Origin of the sequence: Tsukamurella tyrosinosolvens (assembly GCF_900104775.1) — a bacterium.
GTDB lineage: Bacteria > Actinomycetota > Actinomycetes > Mycobacteriales > Mycobacteriaceae > Tsukamurella > Tsukamurella tyrosinosolvens.
In genome coordinates this window covers 2,520,255-2,543,580 of record NZ_FNSA01000003.1, presented here as the reverse complement: position 1 = coordinate 2,543,580, position 23,326 = coordinate 2,520,255, and the positions used below count along the sequence as shown (strand labels likewise).

The window sequence follows — 23,326 nt, the reverse complement described above, 5'->3', positions numbered from 1 at the left end:
CGCTGCATGAGGAAGATGTTCGTGATGCGGGGCGCACCCGGCGCAGGCAAGACCCACTACCTGCAGGCGAACGGGTTCAGCCCGTACGCCGTCGGTTTCGACCAGGCGCGCGAACTTCTCTCCGGACCGCACCAGACCCTCGACGACGGTGTCCTGGGAACCAGCCGCGCGATCAGCGACAACGCGGAGAAGCGAGCCGTCGAGTTCATCACCGCCGCTGTACGGAATCGATGCAGCCTGGGGGAGACCGTCTTCATCGACGCGACCACCTCCACCGGCGGACAGCTCAAGCGCTGGCTGCGCCTTGCCGACGAATACGACTACGAACTCATCGTCGTCGACTTGCAGGGAGACCTCGACGACGACGAGCTGCTGGCGCGCAACGCCAGGAGGCCGGAAATCGATCGCGTCAGCCCCGATGTCGTCGTGAAGATCGCGAACAGGGTCCGTTCGTCGCGCTCGAACGAGTCCGCAGGTGTACGCGCGATCGCTCCGGAGTCGGTTCCCACCGAACTGGTCGTGCCCACCCTCGACTTCCGCGGCTTCGACCGCGTCCTGGTGATCGGCGATGTCCAGGGCTGCGGCACCGTGCTCGGCACGCTGATCGAGCAGGTAGACCCCGGCGAGCGTGACGCAGTGGTGTTCGTCGGCGACTTGTTCGACCGCGGAGTGGAGAACGCCCTCGTGTACCGGACCGTGCAGCGGCTGGAGGAGCGCACCAACGTGCGCAAGATCTCCGGCAACCACTGCCGCCACCTGATCGAGTGCATCAAGCACACCGCCCCGGGACGGTACGGCCAGACCCGCGAGTCCATCCGGCAGATGGTCGAGGACGGCATCCTGGCCGGTGACCTCCTGGCGCTGTACCGATCGATGGTGCCGTTCATCACCGCCCGGTTCGCCGACGACGCCGAGCTGTGGATCAGCCATGGTGGCGTGGTCGGCCTCGACGCCTACCGCGTCGAGCCGTCGCCGGATCTTCCCATGGGCGGATACCGCGCGGGACTGATCTCGGACCGCTTCTTCGAGTACGGCGCCAGCGCGCGCAACCAGGTCTACAACGCGGCCGGCGACTACTCCACGAACATCGACGATGTCTTCGCCGACCGGTACGCCGGTGAGGGCCTGCTGGCCTTCCATGGGCACCGGGCCACCCCTGCCGGCGCAGGCGCAGGCATCTCCTTCGGCCTGGAGTCGTCGGTGGAGTTCGACGGCGGCGTGCTCTCCGCTGCGCTCGTCACGCGCGGGTCCGACGGCACGGCGGTCGAAGTGATCGAGCTTCCGAACCCCGTCACCTGCGGGCCGAAGCAGGAACGTCGGTCGGAGCAGCGCAAGCGCGCGAAGACCACCAACCGGGAGCTCCTCGAGCAGCTTCGGGGTTCGGACCTGGTCAAGGAGAAGGTGATCGAGGAGGGGCTGTCCTCGTTCAACTTCACTCGCGACGCCTTCTACCAGCAGGAATGGAACGAGCTGACCACCAAGGCGCGCGGGCTGTTCCTCAACACCGAGGACGGAGCTGTGGTCGGCCGCGGCTACGCGAAGTTCTTCAATGTCGGCGAGCGCCCCGACACCGCGCTCGACGCCGTCCTGGCGCGGTTCGGCGACGGTGGAGACGTCGCGATCGAGCACAAGCTCAACGGGTTCCTCGGTCTCACCTTCGTGCACGACGGCACGCTGCGCGCCTACTCGAAGTCGGGGCCGTCGCTGTTCGCCGACGAGTTCGAGTGTCTGCTCACTGCACACCTCGAGGACCGGCTCGTTGAGTTCACCGAGGCGCTCGGCAAGGCTCGGGTGACGCTCACCTTCGAGGCGCTCTCGCCGCGTGACCCGCACATCGTCGACGACGGCACCGGCGTGGTGCTCCTGCACGCAATCGCCCGCACCGTCGACCGCACCCTGCTGCTGGACGACGTCGCCGATCGGTTCGCCGGCCAGTTCGGCTTCCGCCGGCCGGAGACGCGCGTGGTGTCCGGTCGCGACGCTGTGGCGGCAGCGATCGAGGCGGCGTCGAACGCGACTACCGAGGGCATCGTGCTGCGGCACCTGCCCACCGGCGAGATGGTGAAGGTGAAGGCGCAGTCCTACGCCGCCTGGAAGGCGGTGCGCCCGAAGCTGACACAGCTCGCGGTCGGCAAGCGCGACATCGCCGAGGTGCGCGGTTCGCGGGCCCCGCGGTTCGTCGCTGCCACCGCCGTGTTCGACGAGGCTCGGCGCCAGGGCGTTCAGCTGGCCGACTTGATGGTCGAAGCGGTGCACAGCGCGACGCTGGACATGCCTCGGCTGCGGACACTGGTCGGCGACCTGCCGGAGGTGCTGAGCCTGAGCCCGGTCACGGAAGACGAGACGGCATGACCGCGGGACCCGTGAGCGGCTCCGAGCACTGCGCAGCGTGCGGCCGGATGGTCGGCGCCCGCGGCTTCGGTACGGCAGGGGACGCCGATTGCCCGCGCTGGGACCAGCTGCGGCCGTGGCTCGTGCGTGCTTGGCGCGCCGGGTGGCGCAGGATGCGCGGACAGCGCTGGCCGACGCTCGCCGGCGAGTAGCACCGACACCGTTCGAAGGAGACCACCTTGGCGACCCTGTACGCACGCATGACCGAGGGCGAGACCGTCGCCGAGGAGACCGTCCTCTGCTCGGAGCACCTGCTCCGAGCAGAGGAGTACACCGCCGCCGACGCCCGCGGAGACCACGAGCTCGCCGACGTGGAGAACTCCCGCCTGTCCTGCCAGGTCTGCGGCGTGAAGCAGAACGGCGAGCAGGGCTGGACGTGACCGGCCTCGGCGGCGCGGCTCCGAGTACTACCTGCGCCGTCGAGACGCACAAGGGTCCCTGCGGCGGGCACATCGAGTGGCAGCGGGAGCAGGGTGTCGGGTGGTTCGGCTCCTGCTACGGCCTGTGCGGCGGATACCCCGTCGTACTCGATGAGACCGATCCCGTGAAGCGCAATAGCGAGAGGAACGAGTCGTGAGCTGGGACGCTGAGCTGATCGACGACGCCACCGGCGAGGCGATCTACGACACCAACTACACCCACAATACGAACGTGATGGCCAACCTGGTGCTGTACCCGGACACCGACACCTCGCAGACGGTGTTCGAGGAGGTGTTCGCTCCCAAGCGGCCGTCGTGGTGGGTGGCTTTGGACGGGCTGTCGGGCGCCGCCGGCGCACGGTACCTCGACCGGATCATCAAGGGTCTGCGCGCTGAACCCGAACGATTCCGGGCGCTGAACCCGACGAACAAGTGGGGCGACTACGACCGGTTCGTCGCACGGCTCGAAGAGATGCGCGACGCAGTGCCCGAGGCGGCGTCGACATGGCGCGTGTCGGGCTGACGCCTCCCACTGCCCGGGTCAGATCAAGAGTGTCGCCGCGAAGATGGCCCCCAGGGTCAATTCGATGAGCACGGTGACCGCGATGATGGGGAGCACGGCAGGTGCGTTGGTCTGACCAGCTCCGCGGGCGACCCGGGCTTCTCGCCAAGAGCGGCCGACGGCTACGACGCCGAACACCAGGACAAGCCCGGCAGCGACGAGGAGAGCGAACTGGGACTCGGTGAACGGTCCGACATGGAAGATGCCGACGTACGGGCTCGAATCGCTGATGAGCATGCGTGCATCACTTCCTGGGCGCGGTGGTGGGCCACGGTCCCAGTCAGGCCGGCAACGCGCGGACCACGGCGCGATCCTCGACGGCCCACCACCCAGACCGCCGTGATCGCCGGCGCCGGATCCGGGCTCCACACGGTTGACTAATCTCTGTTTTAGAGAATAGAGTGGCGTCATGGCCACGTCGGTGAAGCACCTGAGCAAGACCCGCACGGTCGAACGGGCAACGACGGAGACCCTCGCATGACGCTGCGCCTTTACGACTCCCTGACCCGCGAGGTCCGTGACTTCGTGCCCCTCGTGGACGGCAAGGCGGGCATCTACCTCTGCGGCGCGACGGTCCAGGGCGTCCCCCACATCGGCCACATCCGCAGCGGCGTGGCCTTCGACGTGCTGCGTCGCTGGCTGATCGCGAAGGGCCTCGACGTGGCCTTCGTGCGCAACGTGACCGACATCGACGACAAGATCCTGCGCAAGGCGGCCGAGGCGGGCCGCCCCTGGTGGGAGTGGGCCGCGACGCACGAGCGCGAGTTCACCCGCGCCTACGACGCCCTCGGCGTGCTGCCCCCGTCGGCCGAGCCGCGCGCGACCGGCTTCATCACCCAGATGGTCGACTACATGGAGCGGATGATCGAGCGCGGCCACGCCTACGCGGCCGCCGGCGACGTCTACTTCTCCGTCCGGAGCCTGCAGACCTACGGCGAGCTGAGCCGCCAGAAGGTCGACGACGTGCAGCAGGGCGAGACGCTGGCCGAGGGCAAGCGCGATCCCCTGGACTTCACGCTGTGGAAGGCCGCGAAGCCCGGCGAGCCGAGCTGGCCCTCGCCGTGGGGCGACGGCCGCCCCGGCTGGCACCTCGAGTGCTCCGCGATGGCGACGAGCTACCTCGGCGCGCAGTTCGACATCCACTGCGGCGGCAGAGACCTCGTCTTCCCGCACCACGAGAACGAGATCGCCCAGGCCCACGGCGCCGGCGACGCCTTCGCGAACTACTGGCTGCACAACGGCTGGGTCACCATGTCGGGCGAGAAGATGAGCAAGTCGCTCGGCAACGTCGTCGCGATCCCGAACCTGCTCAGGCAGTACCGCGCCGTCGAGCTGCGCCACTACCTCGGCTCGGCGCACTACCGGACGCTGCAGGAGTACTCCGCGGGCGCGCTGAGCGAGGCTGCGACTGCCTACGGCCGGATCGAGTCCTTCGTGCAGCGCACCGTCGAACGGGCAGGTTATGTTCCCGCCGGGGACTGGACCGTCGCTTTCGCGTCGGCGATGGACGACGACCTCAACGTGCCGGCTGCGCTTGCCGAGGTGCACGGCGCCGTGCGCGCAGGGAACGCGGCGCTCGAGTCGGGGGACCTCGACGAGGCGCGGCGCCTGGCCGGCGCGGTGCGGGCCATGACGTCGATCCTCGGCGTCGACCCGCTGGACCCGCACTGGGTCACGGAGAACGCCGGCGACGGCCAGGCCATGGACGCCCTCGGCGTGCTGGTCCAGGCCGAGCTCGAGCGGCGCGCCGCCGCACGGGCGGAGAAGAACTGGGCGGAGGCCGACGCCTCGCGCGACCGGCTGCACGCCGCGGGCATCGAGGTCACCGACGGTGCCGACGGCTCGGCATGGACACTCAAGAAGCCCAGGCCGCCGGATCAGCCCGCGGGCCTCCGAACGCAGTTGGGTCCGCGTCAATGAGCCGGTCAAGCGGCGTGCATGCCCACAAGCACTACGAGCGCGAGCACCGATACCTGCCTCGAGACGCGTGGTTCGATTGGGATTCCTGCCACGAATGCGACCAGGTGGTCGATCACCGGGATTCCTGCCACGATTGCGAGCAGGTGGTCGATCACCGGCATCATGCAACCATGGACCGAGCGCGCGTCGACAGGCACATCCGAGACCTCGAGGTCGGAGAAGGTGCCTACACCGTGCCGTGGTCCATGACCGTCGACGACGAGCGTCATTGCTGGATCGACCCGGGCTTCACCGCGCACGCCGAACCCCAAGGGACAGTGTGCATGCGGGTCGAACGCCGCGACGACGGCGTCCATGTAGACCTTTCGCGCGTGGACGAACACACGTCGTGGACGACTGGGAATCCGCGTCACGACTCCGTTCCGGTCCGCGGCTTCTTCGGCGGCATCGGGCGGCACAACTTCGAGGCCACACCCGCCACCGCGCACCCGGAGGGCGACCGGACGACGAAACGCCCCCGAGCGCTTGGCGGCGTCGCGCGGCACTTGAGCGACGACTTCCTGCGTCAGGCTCGGGCGGAGAGTTGGCCGCTCGTCGAGATGGCTCGCGCCGTTGCCGACGCCTTGGACAGGGAGCCGAGTGCCGACTGGGAGAGGATCCGCCAGCATCTGGTGAGGACGGCGCCGGCAGGCACCTTGGATGGCGGTCGCCGGATCGAGACACCCGCCCCGAGCCGATTCTTCGCTCTGTCGATCGCGGCGGGCTTGCTTCGCGCGATGCTGACGGTTACCGGGTTGCTCGGGTTCATGTATGTCGTAACCGGCGATGCCGCGCAGCGAGCCGTAGACGCTGTGCGCCAGGCTCTCGAGCCGTACATGACGCTTCCGACGGTTGTCCTCGAGTCCACGCACGAAAGCGTGACGAACGCGGCCTTGACCCTCGGGCTCGACGAACGCATCTTGCCTACACTCGCGTTCGGACTGCTGCTCGCGGCTGTGCTTCGTATGCCGAAGCCCCCGGCGCTGCCAACTCTTGTCTCAGACGCCCGGTGGAGGGAGCTGCTCTCAGCCGTGCTCGCACATCGCATCGCAGAATCGTTCCCGACACACCCGCACATCGGCGCGCCGGCGGTCGAGACCGCTTCGGTCACGTTGACGAAGAACGGAGCCCTGCACGTGTTCTACGACAAGCCCACCCTGTTCCGCATCACGCGCGTCACGCAGTTGCATACCAGCACCGACATTCACGACGCCCCCGTCGTGGACATGCTCTGCATCGATCCGGCAACCGGCTCGTTCGAGGAGCAACGCGAGGTCGTGCTGACGCCTAAGGAGCTTTCGAAGGGTCTCCTGAGCACCTACCGCTCCACCGGACAGACCGTCATCGTCGGCTACCTGACGAAGAAGCGCGCGCGTCACGGCCGGGACGTCGAGTGCCTGTTGCCCCTCGACGCGGACAACGCACCATACGGCGTTGAGAAGACCACCACCGCGCTCCTGGAAGCCGCTACCTACATCTTCGACTGGTGGACCACGTTCGAGGAGGCCGTCACGGAGTCCGGCGTCGAAGAGGCAGATCCCTCGCCGACCAGTTCCGCCCCCAGGCAGCGGATCGACGAGGCGAAGTCCGCACTCGCCGACCTCGACGGCCAGTGGCTCGCATTCACCACCGACACGACGCCCATCGGCCTGCGCGCCTACTACTTCGACATGCCGGCGCTGTGGCGCAAGCCTGCAGCGCCCATCGTCGCGGCGTACGAGACAGCGCTGTTCGAGCTCCGCGAGATCATCGACGAGCTCCCCGTCGAGCCCTCCGCCGAGGCTGCTGACCGGGTTTCGCACGCCGCGGAGCACGCACTGAACGCCTGGTCCGAGGCACAGCAGTACGCGATCAGCGTCGGCGTCGACGACGGCCGCTCGATCGAGGAGAAGACGGCCGCGCGCCGCCTGCCCGAGCTGCTCAATCAGTTCCTCGACCCGTCGACCACCGCGTCGCAGGCGGACCGACTGCGAACTCTCATCGAGGCGCAGATGAGCAAGCTGACCACACGCCCGGGGATCAAGCACCTGGAGGCGGTCAACGCCGGCGCGCAGCGTCTGCACAGGGCGCCGGTCCTCGCCGCGATCGAGTCCTGACCCGAGCGCGCGCCAGGCAACTAGACCGCTGCCGCGTGGGCCTACCGTCCCCACCCATGAAGGACAAGAACGGCACCCCACTCGCGATCGGCGACCGCATCATCCCGAACACCGTGTTGGTCGACGGCGACCTGTTCAGTACCGCGGTGATCGTCAGCCCCGACCCCTACAACCGCGACGGTTGGGTGCAGGTGACGTGGGACTGCGATGAGTCGACCGGGTTCGCTGAGCTCGCCGATGCCGTGAAGTTCGACGGCCCACCGCAGTAGCGGCACCTGGCCGCGCCTCGTTGCGGCTGCGCTGCGGTTTCGCGTGAGACTGCACGCATGGACTCGATCACCGCGAAGTGGCTGCAGCACACGCACGCGACCGAGACCGCCGCCGAATACGCGGTGCGCGCGACGGAGGCGATCACTGGCGCCCCTCTGCCCCCTCCCGAGGAACGCGCGACGGTGCTGCTCCGGATGTGGATGCAGCCGGACGCGGTCGCCTGGGTGCGGCAGCAGCACCTCCTCACCGTCACGGGAGAGATCGCCGAGGCGGAACCACGGGCGTGGCGCCTGACGTGGTCTTCGGTCGCGCTGTTCGCGGTGGCCGGCGCCGGTGCGGATGCGGCGGCCGACACCCCTGGCGGTGTGCCCGCCGCAGTGGCCCTCGCCATACTCGGCGTGCTGCTCGTCGGCGCCGGCCTTGGTGGCGCGATGCGCCTCGCCAGAGCGGCGGGAGACCCCATGGTGCCCAGAACCAGGCTCGCCCATCTCGCCTGGGAACGCGCGGAGCCCCTTGATCACGAGGACGCGGCCGAATGGGGCCTCCTGCATGAGCGCGTCAGCACGTACGTGACGCTGTGCGACGACGTCTCGGACGCGGCTCAGCGGCCACTACTCTCGCGAGCGTCCGACGCGCCCGCGGAGGCGATGCTGGTCGAGGAGATCCGGCTCCACCTGCGATCCGCCGCCATCGCCCTCCGCCAGCACCATGGAGCCTGGGACGGGTACGCACTCGCGGCCGGCGAAGGAGATGGTGTGCTTGCCGCGGTCCCGCGGATCCAGGCCGAGCACGCACACGCTGACTTCACGGAGTACCTCGCCCGCGCCGACGACGCTCTCGAGGCTCTGCGTCCTCTCGCCCTCGCCGCCCGAGTCAGCGCGAAGCTGGCGCCGTTGGGCATCCCGCTGCCGCAGGCGTCCGGGCAACGAGCGCTCCGCGGTTCCCGGAACGGAGAAGGGGCGCGGTGTCTTCCCCACCGCACCCCTCCGCACGCAGACTAGCATATTTGTTCGATAATCTGAGATTCTTCGAACAATTGTCACGCACCGGCAGTTCCGAGGGGACGCGACACCTACAGGATCGGGGGCTGCAGCAAGGGCATGCCCGCTCCTGCTTGTTCGACAGTACCCCCTCTTTTGCCTCCCGCTGCCACCCAGGCATCGAACGTCCGCGCGAAGCCATCGCAAACATGCAGGTAGACGGCATCGAACACGTGTGTCACACTGTGGTCATGAACGGGAACACGCAGTTCGACAGGTTCGATGACGCGATCGCGGAAGCGTCCGCCGCGATCGGTACCGCCTTCGCCTCGGCGGAGAACGAGGTCCGCGAGCAGCTCGCGGTTCTCTTCCTCGAGGCCGACTCGCTCCGCAAGGTCGCCGCCTGAACAACTAGGCGCTCCTGAGCAGAAGACCCCGCCACCAGTTCGGTGACGGGGTCTTCTGCTGCTCAGGTCAGGCGTCGCCGGACCGACCGGTCGGGTCGGCTCTCGATGTACGCGCGGAGCGGTTCGGGCACCGCGCGAACGCCGTCCTCGTCAGCGGCCCGCATCAGCACCATCTTCCCGGATCCCTCCCAGCCAGCGCGGGGGAGCAGGTCCGAGGCGTCACCGAGGAGACCAGAGGCCTCCTCCGCGGTCGGAGCTCCGGTCAGCAGCGTCGCGGGAGCGAGCCCCGCCCAGAGGTCGTCAGCCGTGCGGTCAGACTCGGGCTCGATCACCACCAGGTGCGTGCCGGTTGCGGTACCGGTCCGGAGCAGCACCCTGATCGACGCGGCCAGCTCCGGCCGGTCGTCGAGGTGCTCGATGTGGTCGAGCGCGAGCAGCAGCGGTGTGACTCGGCCGCTGATCCCGGACTTCCGCCACTGCTCGAACTGCCTCGTCGCCTCATCCGGATCATCGAAGTGCGCCAACCAGCTGAGGTACGCAGTGTCCCAGCCGGCAGCGGCGGCATCGCGCAGCAGCCCCTGCGCCAGCATCGTCTTGCCGCGGCCGGGTCCTCCGTGGATCCGCAGAGGGCCGTCCTCGGCTGGCGTGTACGTGACCTTCTGACCGCCAGGCCCGTGGCCGAGGCTGAATGCGGTGATCGCCGCCGGCTTGATCCGTGTACCTCCTCGCCGAACGACCGGGCGGTCCACCGGCTGAGGCAGATCCGCGAGCTCGTGCTCAGCGCGGATCGCCACGTTGCCACGAGGCTCATCGTCGGGATCAGGGTGGTTGTGGTCCTCGGTGCAGGCGAGGGGGTCACCGAGGCTGTCCCAGTAGTAGTGGTTCGGCTTCGACTGGTCGTGCCCGGCCGGGAGTCCGAGAAGCGCGTTCAGCGCCTGGCCCACGACGGGAGCCTGCGCCGGCATCTGGTTCACGATGTCGAGCAGCTTCGGGCCTCCGTTGATGCCCGCGATGAACTCGTGGGGCGTCAGCGGGCGGCGGGGGTGATCGGCGGCGAACTTGCGCGTCAGCTCAGGGTCCAGCGTGCTGATTTCGTCCCCGAACATGGACGACAGCGAACCCATCTCGTTCGACGGGAGGTAGGTCTGCACCACCTCGTACGTGCCGGACCCCGGGCGGGCGAAGAACACGCCCCGGCCGCGGACACCGCGCGGGAACGCCTCGGCGGGGATCTTCGCGCCGCCTCCGAGCTTGTGCCGCGCCAGGTCGGACGGCGCACCCATCACGACCGCAGCCCCGAAGTGGGGGAGCCACGCCGACGGGATTGTCTGCGCGTGCAGGTCGTGGGTGACCAGCACCAGGTGCACACGCGAAGTTCGGGCGAACTTGAGCATGTCGAGCACCTGGCCCGACAGCTTCGTGACCTCGGCCTTGCTGTTCTCCGACGCGAACGCGCGGGAGAAGGCCTGGAACTCGTCGAGGACGACGAGAATCGGCGTCGAGCCGGCCGCGCGACGCGAGGAGAGCTTGTGCGCGTCCGTGATCGCCGCGGCGTAGGTGTCGGTGTCGAGATGCCTGTCGAGCGAGACCACCTCCCATCCGCTGCCCAGCGCATCCGTGATCGCGCCCTCGACGAACACGGACAGCCCGCTCCCGGTGCGTCCCGTGACGAGCATCGATCCAGCTTCGGCAGGCGACCACATCACCAGCCCATCGGTGCCGAAACCGACGTGGAACCTGGTGTCCTTCCACAACTTCCCCGCGTCACTCGCATCCCGGCGCACGATGGGCGGTCGGTCAGCACTCGCCGGCAGGCCGAGCCGGGGATCCGGCGAGGGTTCGGGCAGGGTGACTGTGCGGTCGACGTGGAGTGTCACCGCGCCGGAGCTGATCGCCGAGACGAGCGCGCGGCTCATCATCGACATCGGCACCACGCGGTCGAGCAGCTCGCCCGCCTGCGGGCTGCCGCCCATCTCGCGCACCAGCGCCGGGACGTCGATCTGGTCCTCGGACTCCGCAGACAGCTGCGGGAACTTCGGAGGCTCGAGAAGCTTGAGCGGATCGAGCGACTGCACCCCCGTCGAGACCACCGGTGTGTAGCCGGCCGGCAGCATCTCGACGAACCTGGCCCATTCGCCGCCCTCGGCTGCGGGACCGTTGCCAGCGACGCGGAAGAACCCGTCGTCGGAACCGGTCATCTCAGGCGTGCGATCCATCGGGATCACCGCGCCGGTATCGGGGGCGAGCACCTTGCCGGAGTCGAGTACGAGGTAGGCCGTGCCGCCGGCCACCAGGATGTCGCCCTGGCGCGCCTCGGCGGGAGACACCGGCACGCGGCGCTCGCCCCCTGCGTTGAGCGGGATCCCCGCGGACTCGACGGGCGGAGCATCTTCGGTCAGAGCCAGCATGATCGGCAACGACTGCGGACCGGTCACCATGTCCTTCGAGCCGTCGGGGTGCACCGCGGTGACGACCCCGATCATCCGGTTGCTCTCGCCGTTGTGAACCATGTCGCCGGGCCGGGCACCGTCCGCTGCCACCTCCTGGCCGCGGCGCCGGAAGATCACGCCGTCGGGGACCGGCTCGGTGCCGATGGTCGCGATCTCAGCTGCGAGGCGCGCCGACTCGGCGTCCGGGAAGTCGACCCGGTGCCCTGAGAACCCGACCGGCGTCGGCGCGTCGCCAGTGCGGTCCACGAGCGGGCTCGGATCGGTTACCTGGAACCGGATCCGATCATGCATCGAGCGGTGGCGCTCGCTACCCGAGTTGAGCATGTGGTCGACCAACTCGGCCAGGGTGGTGATCCCGCGCGGCTGGCGGTACTCCGGCCGCAGCATGGAGTCGAGCAGCTGAGCCTCAGGAGAGTCAGGGGCCCACCCGCAGAGATCGGTGAGCTGAGCCAGCACGCTGACCCAAGCGAGGGTCGCATCGCCGATCGCGGTGAGAGGGTCGACCTCGCGCACGTCGTAGCGGCGTGTGAGGTAGTGCACGTCTCTGGCGAGCGAGAATTCGCGGCCGTCTCGCCCGTAGGCGCGGTGCTCGTCCATGACGACAGCGACCTCCGCATTGCCGTACCCGAGCAGGATGTCTCCCGGCCGGGGAGGCGTGAACAGCGACGCCACGCGCGAGGCGAAGTCGGTCTCAGGGAGTGCGGCGCCGGAGTCGGCGGCGCGCTGGGGGTCCGGCTCGGAAGTGGACCCATCGACTCCGTACCCGTCGCCAGTGCCGTACTTCTCCACGAGGTAGCGGCTGGAGGGGGCGAATCGGCCAGGCGTCTGAACGGTGGGGTCGAAGGGCGCCGCTGCTTCTGCAGCGGCGCGCCAGGGGGTCGAGTTCGACTGGTCGAGGGGCAGGAAGGTGAGCGGCTTCGCCGCGAACACGTCGGGCGGCGCTTCGATCACGGAGCGGGCGAACGCCCGCGCGTTGTGGAGGGAGAAGTCTTCGCGGGCGCGCTTGAGCGCCTTGGCCAGCATCTCGGTGCGATTGGTGGCGTGAGCCATGAGAGGAGAACCTCCCTTTCCGTCAGCAGCCACGTCCCCGGCACGTGCCTGCGCGAAAAGGGCAGGTAGTTCAGCCGGAGCATCGCCTTCACGAGGCAGTTCGACCCTGGTGGACCTTCGATCGCCGCCGCCGGGGAGCGGAGCTCAACGAAGATCCGGGCGCGGGCACCGCTCCGGTGCCACTATCTCTAAAGTAGAGATCGGCGATCAGCGGCGCAATGCTGCGCCCAGCATTCGTCTGGGACGGGTGAAGTGGTGGCACTTGCTGATGCGTGCGGGTGTCGGCCGCGCACGGCCTCTACCGGCCGCGGCGTCGTGCGAGCTCAGCAGGCCCCGACCGTGCACGGTTCGTGACTGTGTCGAGCTGCAGCTGCTCTCGGCGTGCCAGCACCTGCAGAGTGATCGACGACTGTCCGTTCGCGCTCTCGACATCCACTTCGACGATCGCGAGCCACGCACCGGTCGCTTCCAGCAGCCACGCCAGCTGGCGCCCGGGCATGACCCGCTCGAACCGAGCGCCAGCACCACGCTTCCATAGCGGGCGGGCGTCTACCCCCGTGATCGGCAGGCCGATTCCTCCAGGTAGGACGTCGGCGACCGTAACGAGGACCGGTCGGGGTGGATCGAACCGGTGCAACGTCCGGTCCGCGTAGAGCCCCACCCAGTTATCGAACACAGATTCGAGAATAGCCCTCGGCGTCGCGGAACGACAGTGGCGGCGCTCGGCTACGCGGTCGGCGCCTTGAACTTCACCTGGGCGAGTACGCACTCCGCTGCTTCCACGTCGTCGCGCTGACCGAGGTAGACCGGCTGATACAGCGTGGGAGTCGGGGTTGCGTACAGGTAGCGGACCTCGACCACCGATCCGACCGTGGGCACCTCGTGGTTGCTCGGGATCGTCACGTTGCCGACGAAGACGGGGCCGTCGTCGCCATCCAAGGTCAGGCCGACACTGCGCTGCGTGTTGACCGTGCTGACCAGGGCGCTCAAGGTCTCGACGAACTTGAACTTGCGCTGGGTGCCACCGCTGTTGGGCCGTCCGTGGCGGTACACCGCATCCAGGCGCTTGAAGACCACGCCCTCGGCGCCGGCCGCCTTGAGCTCCGCCAGGCGCGCAGCCTTCGCTTCGGGGGCTTCGACGCTCGGGACCGCGGTGATCGCGGAAGCCGCATCGCTGAGGAGCTCGGTCAGCGCGACGTACCGTGCGCTGTACGCCCAGTCGCACGCATCCTGTCCGTGGACGCTGAGCAAGTCGAAGGCATGCAGGCGGTCGCCGATGATCTCGCCGTCGAGGGTGAAGTCGCCATCGATGGCGAGCGCCGCGTCCGCTACCAGCTTCGAGACGCCGACGATCAGTCCGAGCTTGTTGATCGCCTCGACGGTGTCGCCGGTCTTGCGCAGCATCATTCGACGGCCGTCCATCTTCTCCTGCAGGCACCACTCCTCACTGGCGAGGAGCTCGGCCACGGCGTCGTTGTCGACCACGTTGAGCAGCTGGGGGAGCAGCCCCGACGCCTGACGATCGGAGTCGGGGTTCAGGTACGGCGTGCCGTCTTCACCAAAGGTGTATCCCTTGGCCTGCTTCCCACTGATGAGCTTGTCGAAGACCGCCAGCGCCTTGTCGTAGGCGACCGGCGCGGTCGTCTTCGTTCCGGTGGTCAGGGTGGAGCCGCGGCGCCCGTACGCGAAGGTGACGACGAAGCCGTCGCCCTTCGGCTCGATGCGGGCGTGATACTCCTTGTCGCTGGATCCGTTGGAGTAGTACAGGCTGGCTGACTTGGCTTCGTCGGTCGTGGTCACGTCTTCTCCTGAGGTTGGGCGCTCGCTTCAATCAGTATCTCTAAAATAGAGACTACATCGACTGGCTGACAGGTTTCGGAGAACGGGCGCGAACGGCCGACACGACACGCCGACGACGCGCCCAGCGGCACGCTGCTGGTCGCCTCATCGAAACCGGTGTACCGTTCAGGTCGCAGTAGCCGCTTCATGGGCTGCGGCACGGCACCCGCGAGGGTGTGCTGGCAGGGGCACCTGCTGGCCGTTGCAGGACGATGTCCCGGAGGCTCCTATAGCCACCACCCCGGGTGTGGTCGGTGATGTGTACCGCGGAACTCAAGCTTCGGCGCTGCTCGTGATACTCGGAACCCCACGAGACGTGCTCGCACGGACTGGTTGCTCCAGCCGGCGGCAGTCACGCGCCCCTCAAGGAGTGAGGACTCGGCGCAAGGATCCAGCCAAGGACCAGACATGTCTGATTCGCCCTACTTCGACCCGTTCGACGTCGCTGTCCCGTTCAAGGACGACCACGAGCCGATGGACGTCCACGTCGTCAACCTCCCGCGCGAGCTGCCCAAGCCCGCGCAGACCCGCACGGTCACCCGAGCGGCCCGCGTTCTTCACGAGCACCTGGTGAACGCGAGCACGGGCACCGACGCCACGGCGAGCCTCGAACTCGCGGACTGCGCGGCGATCGTCGCGTCCACCTCCGAGCCGGAAGCCGAACGAGTCGCAGGCTCGGTCGACACCGCCCTGAAGACCTCGGTGGCGGGAGACACTGCGCTCACGTACCTGAACACGAAGCTGTTTCTCACCTCGCTGATGCCGATCCTGCAGCCCCGCGCGGCCGACACGCCGTCGAAGCTCGCGGCACCGGTGGTCAAGGGGCGGCGTGTGGCCGAGGGCCCGCAGGCCGCGTTCTTCCTCGAGTTCGACAGCGAGGAGCATCTGCGGGCGCACATCATGGAGGCGATCGAGCAGACCCTCGCCGCGGGCATGGACCTGCGCGCCTCGATTCTTCAGCACGGGGTCTCGGAGGACGTCACAGTCGCCGTCGCGACCATCGTCCTGCGCGACACCGACGAGGAGTTCACCTCGCTGATCGTGCGGGATGGCCTCACCCGCACCACCAACGCGTTGCGTGCGGCCCTCGGCAATGAGGTCACCGACCGCGAGCTCCCTGCGCGCGTCGCCGACATCCTGCTCGCCAAGTCGGGGCCGGCCACCGGCCCCGACGGGAACTCGCGCGCTCGCCGGAAGGGCCGCGCCGCCGAGCAGGACAAGCTCCGGGCCCAGTTCGCGGCGGCCGCCGCCGACACCCGTGATCCCATGCTGGTCCGCACCGGTCAGACCGCCATGCTCCCGGTGCGCATCGTCACCTCCATCCACCGGTTCGGTGGCCTGCCCACGGGCGAAGCGGCAGCGACGGTGTTCCCCGACGCAGTGGCCTCGGCCGTCGCGCAGATCCACTCGCTGTCCAAGCCCTGGTCGCCGACGGCGATCGGTGCGAACGCGATCAGGCAGGCGCTGCAGCGGCTCCAGGCCCGAGAGGCCATCGACTCGACCGTCGCCGACGTCGCGCTCGGCATGGCCCCGTTCAGCTTCGACGGTGTCGACGTCTCGGGCGAGGACCTCACCGTGCGTCTTGACCCCGATCACGAACCTGAGATCGACCTCGAGCTGCAGCGTGGAGTGCTCTTGCTCTCGGCGCTCTCGCAGGGCGATACCTTCACTCTGGTCAAGGCGCAGCTCCGCAGCATCCGAGGGATGTCACAGGTCAACAAGATCAAGTACGCCGACATGATCTCGACGGTCGTGGCCGGATCGATCCCGGTGCACAAGCCGAGCTCGCGGACGAACGGGACGAAGGCGTGGAAGGCCGGCGGCCCGCTGCCGCACAGCCTCTACGGGACGGGTTGGTCGGCGCTGACCCCTACGCATTACGCCGATCTGGTTCCGTTCGCGCAGGATCCCGAGAGCGAGCACTACGACGACGCGAGGGCGACGCTCGCGGCGGCAGGAGGCCTTGCACTCGTCAGCGACGGCATCCTGCTGACCGCCTCCGGTTCGACGACGACGGGTCTGGACAAGACGCTGACCTTCCTCCGTCGCCAGCCCAGCATCATCGTCGACAAGCTCCTCGACAGCCCGCGCGGGCTGTGGGTGCTCGCCCACGCAGCGGATTCCTTCCAGTCCGATGCCGAGGCGGTCAACAGCTTCCCGGTCGGCGCAACGTCGAGCCGGATCCTGGCGTCCTCGGACCCGTACAAGCTCGCGTTCCCTTCGGACGAGGACCCGCAGGTACCGCGGAAGGTCGCGCACGCCGACAACCTCTACGACCTCGTGCGGATCGAAGCGGACCTGCTGGTCGATGCCGACGAGAAGGCCGCCGCGCCTTCGCCTGCGCGAACCGTGACCCCCGGTGAGGAAGCCGACCAGCTCGCACAGGAGATCAGCACCCGCTTCGAGGACCTGACCAAGCTCACCACGAAGCTCCGCGGTCTCGCGGCGGACAACGAGCTGGAGGCCTTCGGCGGCGCGGTTACCCGCGAGCTGTGGGAGCAGTGCCGCGACGATGCCCTCGCCCTCCTGACTGAGATCAACGGGATGCGTCCGCGGGACGAAGACGCATTCGACGAGGAAGACGGCGAGGACAACGAGGAGAACGAGGAGAACGAGGAGAACGAGGCCGGCGATGACGCGTAACGCGAACGGGACTCGCCGCCTCAAGGCGGACGCTCGAGCGGGACGCGGACTTCAGGCCTTGGCTCGCGAGTTCCACGTCCATCTGCGTGAGGGCGCGACCGAGCGCTCGGTGCTCGCCGCGCACCCGGTGTCACAGCTCCCGTCCGAGAAACCGTTCGGCCCGCAGGTCTACGTCGTGCTCGACGCAGCCGGGACGCCCGCCTACGTCGGCCAGACTTCGCAGGCACTCCGGGAGCGCTTCCGCGGGCACCTCCGCAGCCCCGACAAGTCCGCGGTCTTCGCGTGCGTCGCGACGATCCCACTCGACCCGGACACTCCGGCTCTGGTGGTGAACCGGATCGAACGAGTCGCACGCACCCTGCTCCGCCCCACGATGGGTCGCGCATGGCCGGTCGGGCGCACGTGACCATGCACCGCTGACCGAGGAGAGCCCCTCTTACCCCCACGGGTGAGAGGGGCTCTGCCACCTCCGCTTGAGTCCCGCGGGCCATCTCCCGACGCGCCCGAGGGTCGCGCCGTGCAGCGCACAGCGCAACCTGCGCCCATGAAGAGTCACGGAGATGGGCGCAGGGGCCTCGTCGCGCTTCTCGCTGCCACAGTGGTTGCGGCCTGCACAACGACGTCGGCCGCGGCGCCGGCGCTGTACGCGGACGGTGTCCTGCCGGTGGGCGACGGCAAGTACGTCACCGACGGACCCCGCGCCGGCTACGTCTACATGTGCGGCGACTTCGCCTCGTCGCTCGGTCGGGCCGGGATCGGGGGAGCGAAGTCGCGCGGCCCCTGGTTCACACCCGACGGGAAGGGGTACCGGCCCGCGGACAAGCCCCATGTCCGCGGTGAGGTGTCGGTTCCGGGACAGTTCGACGTCCGCATCGCCGGCGGCACGCGGGAGATCTCCACGAACGGACTGCCGCAGGTGCATCCCGTCGGCAACTTCCCCGTCGCGCTTGACGACCCGGTGCGGGCCATCGACCCGAACCCGAACACCATCGCCGAGCGCAAGGTCCTCTACGCGCTCCCCGTGTCGCCAGCAGCTGCATCGCGACCCGGCTGCATCCGGGAGCAGGTGGGCGTCATGCTGCGCTCGGCTGCACTCCTGAGCCCGGTCGACGCGGAAGGCAGGGATGCAGTCGCGTGGGAGGTGCAGGACCGGTGCGATGGCCACCCCGAGCCCAGCGGCCAGTACCACTTCCACGGCCCCAGTCAGTGCCTGCCCGGAACCGAGACCGCTCGGGTGATCGGGTACGCCCTCGACGGATTCCCGATCACCGGCTCGCGGGACGTCCGCGGGCGAGAGGTCTTCTCCCGCGACCTCGACCAGTGCCACGGCGGCGCTGCGGAGTACATCGACACCGACGGTCGCGTCGTTCGCGGGTACCGGTACGCCTTGACGCGTGATTGGCCGTACTCGGTCAGCTGCTTCACTGGCGGATCGGAGAGTCCGCTCGCGCCTGGGCGGCAGAGCAATCCGACGGGCCCTGCGGCAGGGACGGCCGACGGCACAGGCTTCACACTGCCGGCGGCCGACCACCCGCACTAGTGGGGCTAACCCGCTCTGACCTGCGAGTGTCGCGTCCTCCACTCTGTGGGAGGATACCGCCATGAGCGAGCAGCACGCGGAGCACCGTAAGCCCAAGGGGCACGCGAAGTTGTCGGAGCTGACGCTCCTCGTCGTCGTTCCCGGCACACCCCCGAAGGTCCAGGCGTACACCGAGGATCAGCGCAGCGAGGCCCAGGCGTTCGCGGCCAAGCACGATGTCGCGGTTCGAGAGCTTCCGTCGATCGACTGACCGCCCACGCGGGCCCGGCTACAGGTCGGCGATGGAGACGTCCGCGACCTCGCCGGTGCCGGGCACCGTCCACCAGATCACGCCGTCCCAGTCCGCGAGGCCGCCGGCGAGCTCGGTCCGCCGCGGTGGGTACTGCGCGCGTAGGTCCGCGTCCTCCTGCGCCGCGCGCCGGCGCGCCTGTTCCTCCGCGGCCACGCGGTGATCCGTCGCCTGCTGCTGGGCCCGCTGCCAGGCACTTGCGGATGCCGCCTGCGCCGCGGCTTCGTCGGCCGCGGCCTGGCGGCGCTCGCGCTGCAGGCGCTCCGCGTGCTCGGCCGCCTCGCGTGAGGACTCGAAGTTGCCGCCGTTGAGCCTGCTGACCACGGCGTCCGCGTCCTCTTGGTCGTGGTAGCGGCTGTGCTCCTGCCAGGTCCCGTTGTGGTAGCTGCCCACGATATACGTCGGCCGCAGCAGCCCGGACTCCACCTTCCAGCTGTAGCTCATCGCGTCTCCTCGCCGGTCAGGGTCACCCGGAATCGGCCGCCGATCGGCTCGTCGACCGTGATCGACGACGCCCGCAGCCCGCTGCGCAGCACCTCCGCCGAGCGGCGCCACACCCCGAGGGTCTGCCCCGGGAGGCCGTCGAAGTCGAGGATGAGCGCGCCGGCCGTGTAGCCCACGCGCAGCAGCGGAGGCACGCGCACGGTCGTCAGCTCCTGGTTGCCGGCCGGCGTGGGAACCGTCTGCACCACGATGCCGGCCAGGCCGGCGATCTCCAACGTGCTGGCGAAGTCGACCGGGTTGCGCAGGATCGGGAAGGTGCGGGCGAAGTTCGTGCGCAGCTGCTCGGTCGCGACGAGCGTGCGGGCCGCGCTCCGCGCCTGATCCCCGTCGACGCCGGCCGGCACCGGCTCGGTGACCGGCATCCCGGCGCGCATCGTGGCCGCGGCGTCGTCGATCCACCGCTGCCGTTCCTCGTCGAGCGCGCGTTGCGCGGCTTCAGCCTCTGCGCGCTCGGCGGCGGCGGCGCGCATCCGCTCGCGGCGCTCGATCGCCGCGTTGTCCCGCTTGGCGCGCTCGGCGGGGGAGTTGTGCTGGATGAGCGCGGCGATGATCAGGGCGGCGATCGCGACGCCGCCGACCTTGAGCCACGAGTCGCGGTCGCCGTCCTTGAGCTTCTCGACGAAGGAGCGGTTCTCCAGGCGCCGGTACTCGGCTTGCTGCATCTCGCACTCGGAGGTCTTGAGCTCCTCGAGCATTCGTCCCATGGATCCCGGCGTAGCGGTCGACGTCGCAGCGGTGCTGCAGGTCGGCTTCGTCGGCGCCGCGGCGCACCCTGCCAGCATCAGCGCGCCGAAGAGGAGCATCCCCAGGAGCAGCACCGCTCGCCCGCGCCCCGCTGGCCCACCTGCTTCTGTGTCCCCCATGGGAGACATTCAAGCGTGGCCGTTCGGATCCGGCAACGCGTTGGAGATCTCCGCGCCCCGCGCAGGTGCGATCACCTGTTCGATTTAGCCTCCGCGCATGCTCGCGTTCCTCCTGCACCCGATGGTCCCGTTCGCGGCGGACGTGGTCTTCCTCTGGTGGCTGTTCAACCAGCGCGGGGCCCGTCCCGTCGCCCCGAAGATGGACCGCTCGACCGCCCGACTGGGCGATCTCGCTGCCGACGGCTCGGCCAAGACGAGCAAGCCCGAGAAGAGTGTGCGCGAGGTGATCGAGCGCGCCGGATACCGCACCTACCCGCAGGGCACGATGATGTGCATGGGGTACGACAGCGCCGGCAAGAAGCGCTTCTTCACTCCCGACATCCTGCTGCAGCGCCCCTTCGCCGTGGTTGAGTACGACCCCGCGCATTGGCACGGCGCCCCCGAGAAGGTCGCCGAGGACGTGATGCGCAACCGCTTCTACGCCCGCGCGGGCCTGAAGATCATCCGGGTGCGAATCGACGGGACGCAGGCGCTCGGCCCGAACGATGTCGTGATCGCCGAGTCTGAGTTCGATGCCGCCCGAGACGGCGCCGCGGTGCTGCGCGCGATCGGACGAGCCCGCGAAGTGCCTTCGAACTACTGGGACAACATGGCGGTCTAAGGACGCGACACGTGCAGGTCAGCGTGTCCACGGGCCATTATTTTAGAGACCTGGGGATGCTGCGCATTGGACGTCTCACTGGGGCGAGGCCATCCTCGGACTGGCGCATGAGCACGAAAGAGAGCTCCCGCCTGGGCAATGCGTCTAGAGTGCGATCTGCGAGAGCGCGCGTCCGCCATGACGTTGCAGGAACCGCCCGCCGCACCGTAGTCTCTGTTTTGGAGAGTCGCGGTTGATGCCAAGCGGAAGAGGAGCCGGTGATTCGGAAGAGCGAGAGAACGACCACACTCGGGGGCTTGAGCGCTGCGGTGCTGGCCCGCCGACCGTTCCGCACAGTCCCGCAGGACAACGCGTTCGGCCTCGCGGTTCAACCTGCAGCCAAAGGGGCACCCCTGATTGCCTCCCTGAAGAGGTCAGTAGTGCGCCGGAGAGGTCGATCGGTCCAGGAACTCCTCAAGTGCATCCTCCGAGATCAGGACCCTGCGGCCGATCTTCACGGAGGCGACTTCTCCCTGGCGAACGAGGCTGTAGACGTGCCCCTTCGAGAGGTGAAGGCGCTCTGCCACTTCCTGCGCGGTGAGCATCACGCGCCCGGGAGGGCGTTGTTCGGCGGGCTGGCTCCGCGCCGCCGCGATGAGCGTGGCGATCGCGCTGTCGAGCTCCTGCATGGTTCCTCCTCCGGAGTGGTGGTGCGGGAACTCTGCACCACCACGCGGTGGTGCAACGACTACGGCGCGCTTTTGGAAGTCGCTGAGCGCGGAGACGAGGCGTGAGTGTCATCCGAGAGCATCTGAGTGAGATTGAGTGAGATCGAGTGAGGAGAGCGAGTGAGCAGCGGAACGAGCAGTAGGCATTGCCAGATCACACCGGTTGAAGTCGGCCCAGGTGAGCTTCGGTTCGAAGTCCGCGCAGAGTCGCAGCTGGCCAATGGGCGTCGGAAACAGACCAAGCGGCGAGTGCGGACGATGGACGAGGCCGTGCGGTTGACTCAGACGTCGACCGCACCTACCAACAGGGGGTAGGCCCGCTTGGCACGGATCCCCGACTACGTCGAAGTCGTGACGCTGCCGTCCGGCGAACGCCGGTACGAGGTTCGCGTGGAGCTCCCACCGCGCAACGGGAAGCGCCGGCAGAAGAAGAAGCGGACGCGAACGATCGAGGAGGCGAAGGACTTCTACAGCCGGCACGTCGCAGTAACGCGGTCGTCGTCGCGACTCGCACCCTCGAAGATCACGGTGCGCATGGCGATCGACCAGTACGTCGAGCAGCTGGACGTGGCGCCCAACACGCTCAACTCCTACGTGAACAACCTTCGTCCAGCGATCGACCTTCTGGGGGACATGCGCTTGCAGAAGGTCGAGCCGAAGGACGTCGCGCGCCTGGTCTCGACTCTTCGGAAGGGTGGGATGTTGGCCGGCGATTGGCGGCGACCGCCCGGCACCGCGGTTCCGTGGACGCCGTACCGGATGAAGCCCTGGAAGCAGAGTTCGGTGAACGGGACGATCCACTGCCTCCGCGAGGTCTGGAAGATGGAGATGAGTGCGGGTGTCGCCACGTACAACGTCCCCGCCACCGTCCGTCGCGACCCTGTCGAGCTTCCAGTCCGCTCCACGCTGACCGCGGCGCAGGTGACCGTCCTGTATCGCGCAGTCGCGAACGACAGGCTGGAGCACATGTTCTACCTGGCACTACATGGGCTCCGCCGAGGTGAGGTCGCAGGTCTTCGATGGAGCGATGTAGACCTCGAGTCCGAGATTCCGACGATCTCGATCAGTAGCCAGCGCACCACTAACCGCGGCGCTGTCACCGTTCGCCAGACGAAGAGTCGCTCGTCAACACGCACTTTGCCCATCCCGTCCACATTGCTGCCCGTCCTCCGCCGGGCCAAGAAGCGTGCGGAGTCCGAAGCGGCGGTTGCGGGCACCCAGTGGTCGAACTCTGGCTACCTCGTCTCGAAGCCGCTCGGCGAGGCCTACCATCCCAACTATCTCGGCGAGCTGTGGCAGAAGGCGCTTGCTGACGCCGGACTCCCACGTGTGCGGTTCCACGACGCACGGCACACCTGCGGAACGCTCATGCATCTCAACGGTGTGCCAATGGCAGTCATTGCCGCGTGGCTCGGGCATGCCAACCCGACGATCACACAGCGCATCTACGCGCACAGCCAACAGGACGCGCTGCGTCTCGGCGGCGAACTCTTGTCGACGCTCACTGCTCTCGACGGCGACAAGTCGAAGCCCTCCGAGAACGCCAAGAAGGGTCGATCCAACACCCGTCGAAATGCGATAGTAGTCAGAGGAAAGGCGCGGTCGCTCAAGGCTCCGTCCAATCATCGAGCACCGTCCGAGAGTCGCCCTCCAGGCGAATAGCCTCTCGATCTCTGCAGTCCCGCCACTTCGCGCC

22 protein-coding genes are annotated in these 23,326 nt (G+C 68.5%); 15 read left to right on the top strand and 7 right to left on the bottom strand.

Going from position 1 to position 23,326, the window contains the following annotated elements; translation table 11 throughout:
- Nucleotides 1-6: 6 nt before the first annotated feature.
- From BLW32_RS13750 to BLW32_RS13735, 4 genes are all read left to right on the top strand, one after another.
- Complete coding sequence (locus BLW32_RS13750) at nucleotides 7-2,352, top strand: RNA ligase (RefSeq protein ID WP_082791417.1); 2,346 nt, start codon at nucleotides 7-9, stop codon at nucleotides 2,350-2,352.
- Entirely contained in the window at nucleotides 2,349-2,543 is a 195-nt protein-coding gene (locus BLW32_RS27075) for a hypothetical protein (RefSeq protein WP_139286156.1), read from the top strand. Before BLW32_RS13750 ends, BLW32_RS27075 begins: the two co-directional genes overlap by 4 nt.
- 27 nt (nucleotides 2,544-2,570) lie before the next feature.
- Nucleotides 2,571-2,771, top strand: a complete 201-nt coding sequence (locus BLW32_RS13745) for a hypothetical protein (RefSeq protein WP_139286155.1) — start codon at nucleotides 2,571-2,573, stop codon at nucleotides 2,769-2,771.
- 193 nt (nucleotides 2,772-2,964) lie between these two features.
- Nucleotides 2,965-3,333 (top strand): hypothetical protein, encoded by a 369-nt coding sequence (locus BLW32_RS13735; protein ID WP_068741811.1) that lies wholly within the window; start codon nucleotides 2,965-2,967, stop codon nucleotides 3,331-3,333.
- 18 nt (nucleotides 3,334-3,351) lie between these two features.
- Here BLW32_RS13735 and BLW32_RS13730 read toward each other — a convergent pair whose 3' ends face one another.
- On the bottom strand, nucleotides 3,352-3,609 hold the full coding sequence (locus tag BLW32_RS13730) for a hypothetical protein (protein WP_068741812.1): 258 nt from the start codon (nucleotides 3,607-3,609) through the stop codon (nucleotides 3,352-3,354).
- Between the two features lie 240 nt (nucleotides 3,610-3,849).
- Here BLW32_RS13730 and cysS point away from each other — a divergent pair, with 240 nt between their 5' ends.
- The 5 genes from cysS (at nucleotide 3,850) to BLW32_RS27545 (ending at nucleotide 9,084) form a co-directional block, all read left to right on the top strand.
- On the top strand, nucleotides 3,850-5,292 hold the full coding sequence (cysS, locus tag BLW32_RS13725; RefSeq protein ID WP_068741813.1) for a cysteine--tRNA ligase: 1,443 nt from the start codon (nucleotides 3,850-3,852) through the stop codon (nucleotides 5,290-5,292).
- A 14-nt stretch (nucleotides 5,293-5,306) separates the two neighbouring features.
- The gene (locus BLW32_RS13720; RefSeq protein WP_217635851.1) at nucleotides 5,307-7,427 is read left to right on the top strand and encodes a hypothetical protein; all 2,121 of its coding nucleotides are present in this window, start codon (nucleotides 5,307-5,309) and stop codon (nucleotides 7,425-7,427) included.
- A 56-nt stretch (nucleotides 7,428-7,483) separates the two neighbouring features.
- Nucleotides 7,484-7,696 (top strand): hypothetical protein, encoded by a 213-nt coding sequence (locus BLW32_RS13715; RefSeq protein WP_068741815.1) that lies wholly within the window; start codon nucleotides 7,484-7,486, stop codon nucleotides 7,694-7,696.
- Between the two features lie 57 nt (nucleotides 7,697-7,753).
- A complete protein-coding gene (locus BLW32_RS13710) occupies nucleotides 7,754-8,698 on the top strand; it encodes a hypothetical protein (protein ID WP_068741816.1) in 945 nt (314 codons plus the stop codon).
- A 230-nt stretch (nucleotides 8,699-8,928) separates the two neighbouring features.
- Nucleotides 8,929-9,084, top strand: coding sequence for a hypothetical protein (locus BLW32_RS27545; RefSeq protein ID WP_156486414.1), 156 nt, complete (start codon nucleotides 8,929-8,931; stop codon nucleotides 9,082-9,084).
- 62 nt (nucleotides 9,085-9,146) lie between these two features.
- On the opposite strand, the gene BLW32_RS28175 is transcribed toward BLW32_RS27545, so the two are convergent.
- From BLW32_RS28175 to BLW32_RS13695, 3 genes are all read right to left on the bottom strand, one after another.
- Entirely contained in the window at nucleotides 9,147-12,584 is a 3,438-nt protein-coding gene (locus BLW32_RS28175) for a P-loop NTPase family protein (protein WP_068741817.1), read from the bottom strand.
- Between the two features lie 298 nt (nucleotides 12,585-12,882).
- The gene (locus BLW32_RS27060) at nucleotides 12,883-13,260 is read right to left on the bottom strand and encodes a hypothetical protein (protein ID WP_139286152.1); all 378 of its coding nucleotides are present in this window, start codon (nucleotides 13,258-13,260) and stop codon (nucleotides 12,883-12,885) included.
- A gap of 50 nt (nucleotides 13,261-13,310) precedes the next feature.
- Entirely contained in the window at nucleotides 13,311-14,384 is a 1,074-nt protein-coding gene (locus tag BLW32_RS13695; RefSeq protein WP_068741819.1) for an RNA ligase family protein, read from the bottom strand.
- 447 nt (nucleotides 14,385-14,831) lie between these two features.
- On the opposite strand from BLW32_RS13695, the gene BLW32_RS13690 reads away from it, so the two are divergent.
- The 4 genes from BLW32_RS13690 to BLW32_RS13675 all read left to right on the top strand — a co-directional run bounded on the left by BLW32_RS13690 (nucleotide 14,832) and on the right by BLW32_RS13675 (nucleotide 18,856).
- On the top strand, nucleotides 14,832-17,066 hold the full coding sequence (locus BLW32_RS13690; RefSeq protein WP_068741820.1) for a hypothetical protein: 2,235 nt from the start codon (nucleotides 14,832-14,834) through the stop codon (nucleotides 17,064-17,066).
- Entirely contained in the window at nucleotides 17,056-17,472 is a 417-nt protein-coding gene (locus tag BLW32_RS13685; protein WP_139286151.1) for a hypothetical protein, read from the top strand. Before BLW32_RS13690 ends, BLW32_RS13685 begins: the two co-directional genes overlap by 11 nt.
- A gap of 138 nt (nucleotides 17,473-17,610) precedes the next feature.
- Entirely contained in the window at nucleotides 17,611-18,606 is a 996-nt protein-coding gene (locus tag BLW32_RS13680; protein WP_082791418.1) for a YHYH protein, read from the top strand.
- A gap of 61 nt (nucleotides 18,607-18,667) precedes the next feature.
- Complete coding sequence (locus BLW32_RS13675; protein ID WP_068741823.1) at nucleotides 18,668-18,856, top strand: hypothetical protein; 189 nt, start codon at nucleotides 18,668-18,670, stop codon at nucleotides 18,854-18,856.
- Nucleotides 18,857-18,874: 18 nt separating this feature from the next.
- Here BLW32_RS13675 and BLW32_RS13670 read toward each other — a convergent pair whose 3' ends face one another.
- Both BLW32_RS13670 and BLW32_RS13665 read right to left on the bottom strand, forming a co-directional pair.
- A complete protein-coding gene (locus BLW32_RS13670) occupies nucleotides 18,875-19,339 on the bottom strand; it encodes a hypothetical protein (RefSeq protein WP_068741824.1) in 465 nt (154 codons plus the stop codon).
- The gene (locus BLW32_RS13665; RefSeq protein ID WP_139286150.1) at nucleotides 19,336-20,262 is read right to left on the bottom strand and encodes a hypothetical protein; all 927 of its coding nucleotides are present in this window, start codon (nucleotides 20,260-20,262) and stop codon (nucleotides 19,336-19,338) included. Before BLW32_RS13665 ends, BLW32_RS13670 begins: the two co-directional genes overlap by 4 nt.
- 97 nt (nucleotides 20,263-20,359) lie before the next feature.
- Here BLW32_RS13665 and BLW32_RS13660 point away from each other — a divergent pair, with 97 nt between their 5' ends.
- Nucleotides 20,360-20,923 carry a putative endonuclease domain-containing protein gene (locus BLW32_RS13660; RefSeq protein WP_068741826.1) on the top strand — a complete coding sequence of 188 codons (564 nt, stop codon included), beginning with the start codon at nucleotides 20,360-20,362 and terminating at the stop codon, nucleotides 20,921-20,923.
- A 413-nt stretch (nucleotides 20,924-21,336) separates the two neighbouring features.
- On the opposite strand, the gene BLW32_RS13655 is transcribed toward BLW32_RS13660, so the two are convergent.
- Complete coding sequence (locus BLW32_RS13655) at nucleotides 21,337-21,591, bottom strand: helix-turn-helix domain-containing protein (RefSeq protein ID WP_082791419.1); 255 nt, start codon at nucleotides 21,589-21,591, stop codon at nucleotides 21,337-21,339.
- A gap of 360 nt (nucleotides 21,592-21,951) precedes the next feature.
- Between BLW32_RS13655 and BLW32_RS13650 the strand changes: the two genes are divergently transcribed.
- Complete coding sequence (locus tag BLW32_RS13650) at nucleotides 21,952-23,292, top strand: tyrosine-type recombinase/integrase (RefSeq protein ID WP_139286149.1); 1,341 nt, start codon at nucleotides 21,952-21,954, stop codon at nucleotides 23,290-23,292.
- Nucleotides 23,293-23,326: the final 34 nt, after the last annotated feature.